Below are 13,517 nucleotides of genomic sequence, written 5' to 3'. Positions count from 1 at the left end.
TAGTAGAAAATAAAATTCCAATAACTTATCTGTTATTAAAACAGTTTTGGTTATTGGAATTTTTTAAAGAACAGTTACGTTAATAACTTATTTTTTAGACCATTTCAGTCTTCATCAGAATTTCTTCCTCGATAGCGTTCCAAAGTCCAATTCGTTTTTCTAAAGCTAAGATTGAAACCTCTTCAACTTCTTTCCACTTTTGAGCATCATCTTCACATAAATCGGTAATCATCTGCATTGCCATTGGTCCATGTTCGTCAGCATCAAGTTCAATATGGCGTTCGAAATAATAAACTAGTTTGCTTAAATCAGTATCAGGAAAGTTCTTTTGAAAGTTTTTGAGGATTTCGGTAAACATACTCGGAATCAAATCTTCTCTTCCAAAAGTAAAAGCAGCAGCAATTTGATGCGGTTTTCCTTCTTCAATAACTCTGAAAGTAAAATCTAAGAAAGATTTTATTTCAGGATGAACAGAACTTTGTTTTATGGCAACAAAAATATTATGAAGCGAATTTACTTCATTCAAAAATTTAGTAATTTCGGTTGTATCTGCACCACAGTCTTCCATTGCTTCAAGATACATTTCATAGTGACTTTGTCTTCTGCCGTCGATGCTTAAATCTGTTTCTTCAGCTAAAACAATTTCATTGATTAGATATCTTGTTTCAGGGTTTTTGGTAGCAAACCAAGGCGTTGTCGTGCAGGTAAGTTTGGCTTGTAAAGCTTTTAATAAAGACATAAAGTCCCATACAGCAAAAACATGATTTTCTAAGAAGATATGCAGATCATCAATGCTGTGTATTTTGTTGTATAAAGAATGTTTTAAAAGCTGCTCTTTTTGAGGTTGAATGCTATTGTGTATAGTTTCAATATTCATGTACGAAAATTTTATACAAAGATAAAAAGCTTCCTGGTAAGAAGAAGCCTTTTAAATTGATTTTGTGTATAATTTAATAGTTGTTTATTATTTAAATGCCGAAATTCCAGTTACATCCATTCCAGTTATTAGTAAATGAATGTCGTGAGTTCCTTCATAAGTAATAACACTTTCAAGATTCATCATATGGCGCATAATTGAGTATTCGCCTGTAATTCCCATTCCGCCCAGCATTTGTCTGGCTTCACGAGCAATTTGAATCGCCATATTGACATTGTTGCGTTTTGCCATCGAAATTTGAGCTGTCGTAGCTTTTCCTTCGTTTCTTAAAACTCCTAAACGCCAAGTCAATAATTGTGCTTTTGTGATTTCGGTAATCATTTCGGCTAGTTTTTTCTGCTGTAATTGTGTTCCTCCAATTGGTTTTCCAAACTGGATTCTTTCTTTAGCATATCTTAAAGCAGTATCATAACAATCCATTGCCGCTCCAATTGCTCCCCACGCAATTCCGTATCGAGCAGAATCTAAACAGCCAAGCGGTGCACCTAAACCAGATTTATTTGGTAAAAGATTTTCTTTCGGCACCTTTACATTATTAAAAATCAATTCTCCAGTTGAAGAGGCGCGAAGTGACCATTTATTATGAGTTTCAGGAGTTGTAAAACCTTCCATACCACGTTCTACAATTAAACCATGAATACGGCCTTCTTCATTTTTTGCCCAAACAATTGCAATGTCAGCAAAAGGTGCATTAGAAATCCACATTTTGGCACCATTTAAAAGATAATGATCACCCATATCCTTAAAATTGGTAATCATGCTTCCGGGATCAGATCCATGATCTGGTTCGGTTAAACCAAAACATCCTATATATTCGCCTGTTGCCAGTTTTGGTAAAAACCTCATTCGCTGCTCTTCATTTCCATACTTCCAAATAGGATACATTACTAATGAAGATTGAACAGATGATGTAGATCGTACTCCAGAATCACCTCGTTCTATTTCCTGCATAATTAAACCATACGAAATTTGGTCTAAACCTGCACCTCCATATTCTACTGGAATATAAGGTCCAAATCCGCCAATTTCTCCCAGTCCTTTTATGATCTGTTTTGGGAATTCTGCTTTTTGAGCAAACTCCTCAATAATAGGGGAAACTTCTCTTTTAACCCATGCACGTGCAGACTCTCTCACTAATTTGTGTTCGTCTGTTAATAAATCATCAAGATTGTAATAATCTGGAGCTTGAAATAAATCTGGTTTCATTTTTGTATAGTTTTACTAAACAAATTTACGTAATATAAATATAACAAAATAAAGTAAAATTGTTATATTTACAAGTATTAGTTACAAAATAATCACAAATAAGGTAAATTATTTTTAGTTTATTGATAATTTATAACCTAATTTTGAGATTCCAAAACATAAAATGAATGAGGCTGATCATCTCTTTTCTACTTCTTTTTGTTCTTAATAGTGCATTTGCTCAAGAGTCAAATGTAATGAACGAAAAGGAGTATTTATTATTACAAGAAAAAATTCGACTAAATTTTAACGCAAATGTCGACAGTGCTCTTGTATATGCTTCACAAATGGCAAGATCGAAGAATTATAAACATTTGGCTTTTGCAAATGGATCGATGACTGCTATGTTTCAGCTTAAGGGTGATTCAAAAAAATCTAAGGAAAGTTATAAAGCAGCTTTACAATATTTAGAAAAGATACCAGATTCGAAAGAAAAGACGCAGCTCAAATCTTATATCTATAATTATGGAGGACTGGCTGAGACCTATCGAGGTAATTATGGAAAAGCGCTAGAAATTTACCAAGAAGGAATGAAGTTGTCTTTACAAATTAATGATGTAAAACAACTGGTTAAGTTCAAGATGAATATTGCTTTAGTAAATGAGGCAGTAGGAAATTATCAATTATCAATTAAAAATGTAAAGCAAATTGATCGCTTTGTTGATGCAAATGAAAGTGTTTTTACTAAAGATCAATTTTTAAATCTTAAAAGTAATCTCAATCGGAGTTTGGCGAGTTCCTATGAAAGCTACTTTATGAAAAATTCAAGTAAAAGACATTTGCTTGATTCTGCCGAATATTATTATAAAAAAACAATAAATTATTCTCAAAATTTTGCTTCTAATAAAATAGTAGCAAAACTAAGTTTAGGGAATGTTTACAATTGGAAAGGCGATTATAAAAATGCTGAAAAAACATATTATGATGTTGTCTTTCTATCCAGTCAAAATAATCAGAAAGATATATTGTGTGTTGCCAATTATAATTTAGGCGATATTTATTTTACAACTAAAAAGTACGATAAAGCATTGGTTTTTTTCAAAAAATGTGATTCGATTTCTGCAATTACGAATGCTAATGCTATTGATTATTTAAAATCGAATTATTACCAAGCAAAAATTTACAATATTCAAAATAAACCAGAACTTGCTTATAAGCACTCAAGGATTTATTTAGATAATTATGAGAAGTTTGAGGAAAAGTTAAGTGCTGAAGCTTTAGAAGTTAACTATAAACAAGGAGTACACAATCTTACTGATGAGATGGTTACTATTGAAGAAAGGTATAAAAATGAAGTTCTTATAAATAGAGGCCTTAAGATTTTTTATGTATTAGTATTTGTAAGTGTCGTATTCCTATTAATTAAAAATATTAGAGATAAAAATAAGGCGCATAAAAAAATGAATGCTTTAATTGAGGAATTTAAAGCAAATATCGAGAAGAAAAATAACAATGAATTACTTGAGCCACAGCCAGAAATAGAAGAAGAAGTTCTAGAATTGGAAGAAGCACAACTCAAAAAAGAAAATATTCCTTTAAGTATTGACGAAGCTAAAGAAAACAAAATTGTTGAAAAATTATTGGCTCTCGAGAGTAAATTAGAGTACTTAAATGCCGATTTTACATTGCCTTATGTAGCTAAGAAAATAAAAACAAATACAACTTATTTGTCTTATGTAGTTAATAAACGATTTGGTAAATCATTTGGAGAGTATTCGAACGAGTTGAAAATTAATTATGTAATTAACGAAATGATTACCAATCATATGTATCGAAAGTATTCGACACAGGCTATTGCAGAAAGTGTTGGCTTTAAAAATGCTGTTTCTTTTGCTAAATCATTTCGCAAAAGAACTGGAGTATCTCCAGCTCAGTTTGCGAATAATATTTAGTGAGATAGTTACTCAAAGTAACATTTCTAGGAATTAAATTTTAATTAGCACCTCCTAAACCTCCTTTTCCAGGATCAACAGGAGTTGGAGGAGTTTCATCCGTATTATTATCGTCCCCTCCTCGTACCATTTGTTGTTGTTGTTTTGATAATTCTTTTCCTTGAAAATCTTCGAATTTTAATTTTTGATTTGACATGATTTGATATTTTTAGTGTTGTGGGTTTTAAAAGTGTAGTATTCTTGTTTTGAATAAAGGTGTGTTTTAAGAGAAGCTGTTAGTTTACTCCTCCTAATCCTCCTTTTCCAGGATCAACTGGCGGCGGCGGCGGAGTTACGTCGGTATCAGTATCGTCTCCTCCTCGTACCATTTTTTGTTGTTTTTTGGATAATTCTTTTCCTTGAAAATCTTCGAATTTTAATTTTTGATTTGACATGTTTTAATGTTTTTAGTGTTGTGGGTTTTTAAAACAGGGGCAGGTTCTAATCAAGATTTGGAGTTTTTTTTAAGTTTTTTTTTAATTGGTACCTCCCAATCCTCCTTTTCCAGGGTCAATAGAAGAGGGTGTAATTCCTCCTCCTCGTACTATTTTTTGTTGTTTTTCGGATAATTTTTCTCCTTTAAAATCTTCTAGTTTTTGTTTCAGATTTGACATGATTTGGTGTTTTTAGGGTTGCTAATTTTTTAATAAATGCAGTAGGCCTTCTGTCAAGATTTGGAGTTTTTGGGTATTTTTTTTAGTTGAATGAATAACTCAATAATTGTTTTCGCAGATCATTTTGAAAGATTTTAAGGGCAGTAAATCTTCTTTTTTGAACCTTGTTTTTTTACAATTTTCAGATGCTTTTTTTATTCAGAAATCTTTAAATTTTAGTTTATGATTTGTTGCGTTTTTGCATTTTATGTTTTCTGATTTGTCAAAACTAGATAAAATGAGAAACCCTTGATCGAAATTAGGGTTTTGAGGTTTTTGAACGGTTATTTTGATTTGTACTGTATTGATTTTCAAATAATTGAATACTATATTGTACTAGTTATAATTTATAAATTGTATGTAGTATAATTGATAAAATGTGTGCTTTTAGGATTATTTTTTGAATAAAAACAGCAATATTTGTACTGTAATTATGATTTAAACCAGTCCAAAGGATGTTAAAACTTATTCAAAAATTTCTTCAAATAAACAGATACTCAGAAGTGAAAAATGAGTTTAAGGATTTGTTTCTTTCTCATCCTAATTATCCAAGTTTATTTGCCATAACAGATTCTTTCGATTTACTGTCAATCGAGAATGCTGCAGTGAGAGTTTCTAAAGAGCAGATTGTTGATCTGCCTTCAAATTTTTTGGCTTATTTTAAAGATGAATTAACATTGGTTGAGCGAGCAAAAAACTTTGTTCGAATCAGCACTATAAAAAAAGGAGTTCAGAAAATATCATATGATAAATTTCTTTTAGATTGGAATGGAGTAATTGTAGCAATCGAACCTAATAATGTTGTAGCAAGAGAAAATTTAAAAGTTGAATTAAGCGGATTAAAATACTTCTTGCCATTTTTGCTTTTAGCTGGGTTATCGTTTTTTTATAATGTATATACTTTTTATAGCAGTATATTTTTACTAACCTCGGCTTTAGGATTAGTTGTTAGTATTTTAATCGTTCAAGAAAAACTAGGTTTTAAAAATGGTGTTATTTCAAAGTTTTGTAATCTAAGTGCAAATTCATCATGCAGCTCAGTACTAAATTTCGATGAACATTATAGTGACAAATGGATTAGTTTTTCTGATCTCCCGCTGCTTTTCTTTGGAGCATCATTTATAGCAATTTTAGTACAGCCTTTAAGTTCATCTGTTTTTGTTGGATTCTTGAGTTTATTAGCAATTCCTGTAATTGTATCATCTATATGGATTCAAAAATTTGAACTTCAAAAATGGTGTGTAATGTGTTTAATGGTTTCGTTTTTGATTTTTACTCAAAGTTTAATTTGGTTTTCATCAGACTTGTTCACATTGAATTTTAGTTTTGAGACGATTTTTCCATTTCTTTTTTCTTTAATTCTTCTTGTGCCAATTTGGTTTGTTATAAAATCAATTGCTAAAGATGTTCTTAGTAATGAAAACACTTTAAAAGAGCTAAAGAAGTTTAAAAGAAACTATTCATTACTTGATTTCTTGTCTAAAAAAGTTTCTTATACAAATGGACTTGAAGATTTAAGAGGATTAAATTTTGGAAATAGAAGCGCTGCTGTAAAACTTACTGTAATCGTAAGCCCAAGTTGTGTACACTGTCATAAAACATTTCAAGAAGCTTTTGACTTAGTATTGAAATTTCCTGATAAAATATTTTTGAATGTATTATTTAATGTTAATCCTGAAAATGTCGATAATCCATATAAAGTTGTTGTCGAAAGGCTTTTGTCAATAAACAGATCAACTCCAGGAAAAACAGTCGAAGCAATTTCAGATTGGCATATTAAAAAAATGAGTCTGAAAAAATGGTTGAAAAAATGGCATGTTGATTCAGTGAGTATGGTTGTTAAACAAGAAATAAATAAGCAGTATGAATGGTGTTCTAAAAATAACTTCAATTATACTCCGGTGAAAATTGTAAATGAGAGCTTGTTCCCAAACGAATATGAGCTAAATGAATTGAAGTACTTTTTAAATGATTTTGCAGAACCGAAAGAAGCAGTTCTTGAAAAAACAGCTTAGTTTCGAATAGAATAAGATAGAGTTACCCCCCAAACCGAATAAATCAAGAGTTATGTTAAAAAACATCTTAAATCTGGAAGGATCGCAAGAGATTACTGCCAGTGAACAAAAAACAATAGTAGGTACAAACGTTAAAGAAACTAGTCCAAAATGTGATACATGGTATAGTAGATCTGGTTTGACCTTTGAAGATTGTGCCGAGTATTACTCGTTAGATTTGAATTACGCTGGTGTAAATTAAGATTGTGCAATTGTAAAAGATTCGAAAATAAATTAAAATAGTAATGTTAAAGAAAATTTTAAATCTGAAACATGCTCAGCATATTAGTAAAAATGAGCAGAAAACAATAAAAGGCGGTATTCCGGAATGCTGGGTATATGCAATAGAAGCTGGATGCGTGTTGATACCAAGTGGCGGAACATGTCCAATAAATATGGAAGCTGGTATTTGTGATACAAATCGACTTTGCTGCTAATTTTTTTGAAATTATTTAAAGTAATATAGATACAGCCTTTTTTAAAATTTAGTCATGTTTTTTTTAATTTGTAGGCGCTCGATCGTGGAACATTGAGCAAATATCCCCACATTGATGATTGGTGTCGGGATTCTCAGGAAAAGTGGTCACTCGATTGGTTTTATTTGGTTAGGCTGATCAAGTGCCATCTCCTAGAGAAAAAATGGTTTTAGTAAGATATAGTGGTAATAGAAATAGTTCTTTTTTTTTATAGTAAGACAAATATAGTTGAATTGCTATAGTGAGCTGATATATAGTCAGATATGTTAGAATAATTGAAGTATTAACAATAAAACAAAAAACTATGTTAAAAAACATTTTAAACCAAAAAGACACTTTTTTGTTAAGTGTAGCTGAGCAAAAAAATATAAAAGGAGGAGGCCCAATTAATCCTCCATCAAATTGTCGTTGTTCTTGTCCTGGTACAGGCGGTAATTCTTGTTTTACATATTGCCCTGATGGAACAATCCCAGCACTGAATGAAGGTAGTACAGGGAATTGTAAGTTTCCATTTGAATAAAAAATTTCAGAGCATTTTTTAATTAATAATACTATTCAAAATCAGCAAAAAGTTGTAGTGTATTTATGAGTATTTAGGTATTTAAAACCATAATTGCATATACTTTGATATTGGATGAGAGTTTTATAAAATTTTTGCTTTCGATTAATTTTTGAAACTTATATAAAGTAATATAGAAACAGCCTTTTTTAAAATTTAGTCATGTTTTTTTTAATTTGTAGGCGCTCGATCGTGGAACATTGAGCAAATATCCCCACATTGATGATTGGTGTCGGGATTCTCAGGAAAAGTGGTCACTGGGTTAGTTTTATTTGGTTAGGGCTGATCAAGTGCCATCTCCAAGAGAAGTGGTGCTGCAAGCAGTATTTTATATGTATGGGGGGGATTAGTTCTCTCTTTTTTTTGTCATAGAATTTAATAGTAATAAAAATACTACGATGTTTTTAAATTAAACAGACAGAGGCTTCGACTGTCTTAAAATGATTGAAGTATTAACAAATCAAAAAAACAAATCATGAAAAAATTAAAAGATTTAATTGGTATTGAAGTTTTAGGAGTTAATGAAAAGAAAAACATTATGGGCGGAGGACCTGGTATAGAGGCCTGTTATTGTCCAGGAACAAATATTTTTGCAGGTATTATACGTCCAGGTGATGGTGAAACTTGTGCTTCGGTTATTGAGGACGGTTGTCCGCTAGACAGCTAACCATAAAATATATTTAAAGTAAAGAAAGCTTTGTTGTTTTTTAACAAAGCTTTCTTGTTTTTTTATAGATTAGTTGAAAACCAATTATAAAAGGTGAAACTTAGTTGATTAATTAAAGACTGATTTATATTTTAAGATTTTTTGTATAATATTGTTATGAATAAACCCAAATAGCAGAGTTGAAAAAATTCACCAGTTACAAACAAGCAGATTTTAAAGATTGCGGGCCAACATGTTTAAAGATTATAGCTAAACATTATGGTAAAACAATTAATATTCAGGAGCTGCGCGATGCAAGCGAAACGACTCGTGAGGGAAGTAATTTGCTTTTTTTGAGTGATGCTGCAGAAAAAATTGGTTTTAGAACTTTAGGCGTAAAACTAAGTGCAGAGCGACTTGAAGAAGCACCGCTTCCGTGCATTTTACATTGGAACAAAAATCATTATGTAGTACTTTATAAAATTAAAAAAGGGACTTATTATATATCAGATCCTGCTTTTGGTTTAATTGAATATAATAAAGAGGACTTTCTTAAATTTTGGATTGGAAATAACGCCGATGATTCGACTCAAGAAGGTATTGCTTTATTGATTGAGGCTACACCAAAATTTTTCCAATCTGAATTTGATAAGGAAGATGCTAAAGGAATTGGCTTTGGATTACTTTCGCAATATGTACTTCGCTATAAATCATTTTTGATTCAATTGTCGATAGGTTTATTAGCGAGCAGTATGCTGCAGCTTATCTTTCCATTCCTAACACAAAGTATTGTAGATATTGGAATACAGAATCAGAATATTCATTTCGTTTATCTAATTCTTTTTGCGCAGTTATTTCTATTTGCAGGAAGAACAGGCTTAGAGCTTATCAGGAGTTGGATATTACTGCATCTTTCGACCCGCATCAATATTTCACTCATCTCGGATTTTTTTATTAAACTAATGAATCTGCCCATTTCATTTTTTGATGTGCGAATGACGGGTGATATTATGCAGCGTATAAATGACCATCGCCGAATTGAGAAAATCCTAACTACATCATCATTGAACGTCTTGTTTTCTATTATAAACATGTTTGTGATGGGAGCCGTTTTAGCCTATTTTAATCTAAAGATATTTTTAGTCTTTTTTGTTGGAAGCCTTCTTTACTTTGGATGGATAACCTTGTTTTTAAAACGAAGAGAAGTTTTAGATTATAAACGTTTTGCCGAAGTCTCGCAGGAGCAGAGCAAAGTGATGGAGCTTATAAATGGAATGCAGGAAATTAAACTCCACAATGCCGAAAAACAAAAACGCTGGAGCTGGGAATATGTACAGGCTAGATTGTTTAGAGTTTCCATAAAAGGGTTGGTTTTAGAACAAACACAAACAATTGGCTCTTCGGTCATCAACGAATTAAAAAACATCTTCATCATATTTCTATCGGCAAAACTAGTTATCGACGGTTCAATTACATTGGGGATGATGCTGGCAATCAGTTCTATTGTAGGAAGTTTAAATGGGCCGGTAACACAGCTTATTGAGTTTGTACGAGAATTGCAGGATGCTAAAATATCATTGGCAAGATTGTCTGAAATTCATGAGAAAGAAGATGAAACTCAACAAGAAGTTCATCAAACAAATGATGTTCCTTTTGATGCTCCAATCGAAATCAAGAATATTTCGTACCGCTATTTAGGCTCTGATATTCCTGTTTTAGATAATTTAAGTCTTGTGATTCCGCCAAATAAAATAACCGCTATAGTGGGCGTCAGCGGAAGCGGTAAAACTACTTTGATGAAGCTGCTGCTTAAGTTTTATGAGCCCGAAAAAGGAGAGATAACTATTGGTAATTCGCAGCTGAAAAATATTTCTCAAAAAGCATGGCGTTCTAATATTGGTGCAGTTATGCAGGAAGGCTTTATTTTTAGTGATACCATTGCTAATAATATTGCTTTTGGAGTTGATGTTATTAATAAAGAACGTTTAGTTTATGCAGCTGATGTGGCCAATATTAAGGAGTATATCAGTGAGCTTCCTCTTGGTTATAATACAAAAATTGGAGCAGAAGGAGTAGGGATGAGTACTGGACAGAAACAAAGATTATTAATTGCAAGAGCTGTTTATAAAGACCCCGAAATTTTATTTTTTGATGAAGCAACATCAGCTTTGGATGCCAATAATGAGAAGGAAATAATGAGAAAACTTGGTTTGTTTTTTGAAAATAAAACAGTAGTTGTAATTGCTCATCGATTAAGTACGGTTATGAATGCAGATCAGATTGTAGTTTTAGATAAAGGAAAAATTATAGAAATAGGATCGCATACCTCTTTGGTAGAACAAAAAGGAAATTATTTTGAATTGGTTAAAAATCAATTGCAGTTAGGAAATTAATTATGGCAGAAGAAAATAACACGTTCGAATTAAGAAGCGAAGAAGTTCAAGACATTCTCACCAAAGTACCGCATTGGATGATTCGATGGGGTACAGTTTTGATATTTGTAATTATAGTGCTTCTTTTTTTTGTTTCCTGGTTCATAAAGTATCCAGATGTTGTAAATACCGAAATTGTAATTACAACCAATATTCCGCCAGAAAAAATAGTTTCAAAGTCCTCTGGAAGGATTGAAGCTATTTTAGTAAAAGATAAAACAATCGTTTCTAAGAATACAACGCTTGCAATAATTGAAAACACAGCCAATTATAAAGATGTTTTTTTATTAAAAAGCATAATAGACAGCTATAATATTAATGATCCTAAAAAAGAATTTCCTTTTGCACAATTAAAAAATACACAATTGGGTGAAATTGAAAGTGCTTACGCCGTTTTTCAAAAGGATTATCAAGCGCAGGAATTAAATCATGATTTGCAGCCATTTGCAATTGAAAACAGAGCGCAAGTTTCTGAGAAAATTCAAATAAAAGAACGATTAGATATTCTTCAGCAGCAAAAATTGATTAACGAAAGCGAACTTCAGCTTCAAAAAAATGAAGTTGCACGTTTCGAAGTCCTTTTTGCAAAAGGGATTATTTCTGCACAAGAAATGGAGGCTAAGAAATTGAGTTTCCTGCAAGCACAGAAGAATTATCGAGGTCTTTTGGCTTCGATTTCACAATTAAAGTCCTCTTTGATTGATAATACAAAATCAAGTCAGAATTCGCAGATAAACAGCACTAAAGAGGAAGTAAACTTAGGACGAAATATGGCGCAGTCATTTTACCAGCTTAAAAAAGTGATTAAAGATTGGGAACTGACCTATACGCTAAAATCGTCGATCAGCGGAACGGTTACTTTTTTACAGGTTTGGACAGAAAATCAAACGATAAATGCGGGAGACAATGTTTTTTCGATTATTCCTGATGCTAAAAACGGCTTTATTGGAAAAGTAAAAGCACCAGCATTAAATTCTGGAAAGATAAAAGTTGGACAAAAAGTAAATATACGTTTAGCTAATTTTCCAGATAGAGAATTTGGTGTTCTAAAAGGTAAAATCCGTAATATTTCGTTGGTGCCTGATAAAGATGGAAATATATTGTTAGACGTTGAACTGCCAAATGGATTAGAAACATCCTATAAAAAGCAAATTGTGTTTCAGCAGGAAATGAAAGGAAGTGCCGAAATTGTAACAGAAGATTTACGATTAATCGAAAGAATATTATATCAGTTTAAAAGTATTTTTGAGCAGGTTTAAAATTTTAAATAAAACTCTTTAGTTAGTTCAATATATTCTGGAGTATAAACGTGACGATCAATTTCGATAACTAATTCATCAATTTCGATTTCAGAATTTTCATTTCGACTAAAAGCCAATAAACTACGTTTTACAGCTGAAGCGGGAGTTCCTTTTACTCGAGTAATTTTTAGGGGATATAATTCAGATTCTTTTGCTAATGCAATAAATTTTTCTTCTTCTTTAAAAGGAAGGATTAAAGCAAATATTCCGTTTTCAGATAATAATAAATCGGCTGCTTCAACAAGTTCTTCAAAAGGCATTGCATCTTGAAAACGTGCTAAATCGCGTTGTTCATTCTCTGTTTTGTAATCTTCGGCATAAAAAGGCGGATTTGAAACAATTAAATCATATTCGTCTTCCGGTTCTTCTATAAATTCATCTAAACCAGCATGAAAACAAAATAAACGATCACCCCAAGGAGAATTTTCGAAATTCTCTACCGCTTGTTCATAAGCTTCTTCATCAATTTCAAGTGCATCAATTTGTTCCGCATTTGTTCTCTGCGCAAGCATTAAAGCAATAATTCCAGTTCCTGCACCAACGTCTAAAATACTAAACGGATTGTGATTTATTGGAGCCCACGCACCAAGTAAAACACCATCTGTGCCAACTTTCATTGCACAACGATCTTGATTAATAGAGAATTGCTTGAATTGAAACATTGTGATTTATATTTTATGAAAAAGGTTTTTAATAGAAAGTTTAGTGTTCGATTAAACAATTAACCGATTAAACAAATCAACTTTTTACAAGTACATTTCTACCAATCCTTCTGGAAGGTTCATGATTACTTTTTTGTTCTCACGATCAATTTTTACCAAGAAATGATCAATCATTGGAACTAAAATTTCTACATTGCCATTTAAAACTTCAAAAAGCGGCTGTGCAGAAGAATCATTAATAGAAGTAATTTTTCCAAAAACACCTAAACGCTGATCTTCGATTTCAAAACCAATTACTTCGTGAAAATAGAATTTGTTGCCAGAAAGTTTAGGCAGCATAGTTAAAGGAAGATATGCGGCATTGCCAACTAAAGCATCTGCATCTTCTTCGGTATTTACATCTTCAAAACGAACTCTAAGAAAGTCGTTTTTGTGTAAAGAGCTTGTTTCAATAAAAAAAGGAACCAAGTGTTTGTTATGTTCAACAAACACTGATTCCAGATTTTCGTATAACTCAGGCTCGTCTGTGTCTAAATAGATCAGAACTTCACCTTTGAAACTAAATTTTTTAGCGATTTTACCTAAATAAAAACATTCTTCTTTATGCATTATCGCTAAGTA

Annotated in this window: 14 protein-coding genes; 7 read left to right on the top strand and 7 right to left on the bottom strand. The window is 31.8% G+C overall.

From position 1 onward, the window contains the following. Window positions 1–94: 94 nt before the first annotated feature. Together ACHRVL_RS01830 and ACHRVL_RS01825 are read right to left on the bottom strand one after the other, a co-directional pair. On the bottom strand, window positions 95–877 hold the full coding sequence (locus ACHRVL_RS01830; RefSeq protein WP_089059529.1) for a DUF3050 domain-containing protein: 783 nt from the start codon (window positions 875–877) through the stop codon (window positions 95–97). Window positions 878–964: 87 nt separating this feature from the next. Then, window positions 965–2,143: an acyl-CoA dehydrogenase family protein gene (locus tag ACHRVL_RS01825; RefSeq protein ID WP_395409887.1), complete on the bottom strand. Its 1,179-nt coding sequence runs from the start codon at window positions 2,141–2,143 to the stop codon at window positions 965–967. Between the two features lie 167 nt (window positions 2,144–2,310). On the opposite strand from ACHRVL_RS01825, the gene ACHRVL_RS01820 reads away from it, so the two are divergent. Continuing rightward, window positions 2,311–4,074, top strand: coding sequence for a helix-turn-helix domain-containing protein (locus tag ACHRVL_RS01820; RefSeq protein WP_395409885.1), 1,764 nt, complete (start codon window positions 2,311–2,313; stop codon window positions 4,072–4,074). A 40-nt stretch (window positions 4,075–4,114) separates the two neighbouring features. On the opposite strand, the gene ACHRVL_RS01815 is transcribed toward ACHRVL_RS01820, so the two are convergent. From ACHRVL_RS01815 to ACHRVL_RS01805, 3 genes are all read right to left on the bottom strand, one after another. Then, window positions 4,115–4,270, bottom strand: coding sequence for an rSAM-modified peptide (locus ACHRVL_RS01815; RefSeq protein ID WP_089053733.1), 156 nt, complete (start codon window positions 4,268–4,270; stop codon window positions 4,115–4,117). Between the two features lie 79 nt (window positions 4,271–4,349). After that, window positions 4,350–4,508, bottom strand: a complete 159-nt coding sequence (locus tag ACHRVL_RS01810; protein WP_089053734.1) for an rSAM-modified peptide — start codon at window positions 4,506–4,508, stop codon at window positions 4,350–4,352. An 81-nt stretch (window positions 4,509–4,589) separates the two neighbouring features. Continuing rightward, window positions 4,590–4,727, bottom strand: a complete 138-nt coding sequence (locus tag ACHRVL_RS01805) for an rSAM-modified peptide (RefSeq protein ID WP_395409882.1) — start codon at window positions 4,725–4,727, stop codon at window positions 4,590–4,592. A gap of 494 nt (window positions 4,728–5,221) precedes the next feature. Between ACHRVL_RS01805 and ACHRVL_RS01800 the strand changes: the two genes are divergently transcribed. The 6 genes from ACHRVL_RS01800 (at window position 5,222) to ACHRVL_RS01775 (ending at window position 12,192) form a co-directional block, all read left to right on the top strand. After that, window positions 5,222–6,781 carry a vitamin K epoxide reductase family protein gene (locus tag ACHRVL_RS01800; RefSeq protein ID WP_395409880.1) on the top strand — a complete coding sequence of 520 codons (1,560 nt, stop codon included), beginning with the start codon at window positions 5,222–5,224 and terminating at the stop codon, window positions 6,779–6,781. 284 nt (window positions 6,782–7,065) lie between these two features. Beyond that, window positions 7,066–7,257, top strand: a complete 192-nt coding sequence (locus ACHRVL_RS01795; protein WP_089053738.1) for a hypothetical protein — start codon at window positions 7,066–7,068, stop codon at window positions 7,255–7,257. 343 nt (window positions 7,258–7,600) lie between these two features. Beyond that, window positions 7,601–7,816: a hypothetical protein gene (locus tag ACHRVL_RS01790; protein WP_395409878.1), complete on the top strand. Its 216-nt coding sequence runs from the start codon at window positions 7,601–7,603 to the stop codon at window positions 7,814–7,816. Window positions 7,817–8,330: 514 nt separating this feature from the next. After that, window positions 8,331–8,522 carry a hypothetical protein gene (locus ACHRVL_RS01785; RefSeq protein WP_123872341.1) on the top strand — a complete coding sequence of 64 codons (192 nt, stop codon included), beginning with the start codon at window positions 8,331–8,333 and terminating at the stop codon, window positions 8,520–8,522. 179 nt (window positions 8,523–8,701) lie between these two features. Continuing rightward, the gene (locus tag ACHRVL_RS01780) at window positions 8,702–10,894 is read left to right on the top strand and encodes a peptidase domain-containing ABC transporter (protein ID WP_395409876.1); all 2,193 of its coding nucleotides are present in this window, start codon (window positions 8,702–8,704) and stop codon (window positions 10,892–10,894) included. 2 nt (window positions 10,895–10,896) lie between these two features. Beyond that, window positions 10,897–12,192, top strand: a complete 1,296-nt coding sequence (locus ACHRVL_RS01775; protein ID WP_395409874.1) for an HlyD family secretion protein — start codon at window positions 10,897–10,899, stop codon at window positions 12,190–12,192. Here ACHRVL_RS01775 and ACHRVL_RS01770 read toward each other — a convergent pair. Together ACHRVL_RS01770 and rimM are read right to left on the bottom strand one after the other, a co-directional pair. Next, window positions 12,189–12,896: a tRNA1(Val) (adenine(37)-N6)-methyltransferase gene (locus ACHRVL_RS01770; protein ID WP_395409872.1), complete on the bottom strand. Its 708-nt coding sequence runs from the start codon at window positions 12,894–12,896 to the stop codon at window positions 12,189–12,191. The two genes, ACHRVL_RS01775 and ACHRVL_RS01770, sit on opposite strands and share 4 nt — an antisense overlap. 84 nt (window positions 12,897–12,980) lie before the next feature. Continuing rightward, window positions 12,981–13,505, bottom strand: coding sequence for a ribosome maturation factor RimM (rimM, locus tag ACHRVL_RS01765; RefSeq protein ID WP_395409871.1), 525 nt, complete (start codon window positions 13,503–13,505; stop codon window positions 12,981–12,983). Window positions 13,506–13,517: the final 12 nt, after the last annotated feature.

The sequence above is a fragment of the Flavobacterium sp. FlaQc-28 genome, from assembly GCF_044007415.1.
Taxonomy (GTDB): Bacteria; Bacteroidota; Bacteroidia; order Flavobacteriales; family Flavobacteriaceae; genus Flavobacterium.
Note: the sequence above shows the minus strand (reverse complement) of the source record. Positions and strands in the feature narration are given on the sequence as shown.

Excerpts from the sequence above, each read along its gene's own strand:
- ACHRVL_RS01815 (WP_089053733.1), bottom strand. The coding sequence starts at position 4,270 with ATGTCAAATCAAAAATTAAAATTCGAAGATTTTCAAGGAAAAGAATTA.
- ACHRVL_RS01770 (WP_395409872.1), bottom strand. The coding sequence starts at position 12,896 with ATGTTTCAATTCAAGCAATTCTCTATTAATCAAGATCGTTGTGCAATG.
- rimM (WP_395409871.1), bottom strand. The coding sequence starts at position 13,505 with ATGCATAAAGAAGAATGTTTTTATTTAGGTAAAATCGCTAAAAAATTT.
- ACHRVL_RS01810 (WP_089053734.1), bottom strand. The coding sequence starts at position 4,508 with ATGTCAAATCAAAAATTAAAATTCGAAGATTTTCAAGGAAAAGAATTA.
- ACHRVL_RS01830 (WP_089059529.1), bottom strand. The coding sequence starts at position 877 with ATGAATATTGAAACTATACACAATAGCATTCAACCTCAAAAAGAGCAG.
- ACHRVL_RS01820 (WP_395409885.1), top strand. The coding sequence starts at position 2,311 with ATGAGGCTGATCATCTCTTTTCTACTTCTTTTTGTTCTTAATAGTGCA.
- ACHRVL_RS01785 (WP_123872341.1), top strand. The coding sequence starts at position 8,331 with ATGAAAAAATTAAAAGATTTAATTGGTATTGAAGTTTTAGGAGTTAAT.
- ACHRVL_RS01805 (WP_395409882.1), bottom strand. The coding sequence starts at position 4,727 with ATGTCAAATCTGAAACAAAAACTAGAAGATTTTAAAGGAGAAAAATTA.
- ACHRVL_RS01795 (WP_089053738.1), top strand. The coding sequence starts at position 7,066 with ATGTTAAAGAAAATTTTAAATCTGAAACATGCTCAGCATATTAGTAAA.
- ACHRVL_RS01800 (WP_395409880.1), top strand. The coding sequence starts at position 5,222 with ATGTTAAAACTTATTCAAAAATTTCTTCAAATAAACAGATACTCAGAA.
- ACHRVL_RS01790 (WP_395409878.1), top strand. The coding sequence starts at position 7,601 with ATGTTAAAAAACATTTTAAACCAAAAAGACACTTTTTTGTTAAGTGTA.
- ACHRVL_RS01825 (WP_395409887.1), bottom strand. The coding sequence starts at position 2,143 with ATGAAACCAGATTTATTTCAAGCTCCAGATTATTACAATCTTGATGAT.
- ACHRVL_RS01775 (WP_395409874.1), top strand. The coding sequence starts at position 10,897 with ATGGCAGAAGAAAATAACACGTTCGAATTAAGAAGCGAAGAAGTTCAA.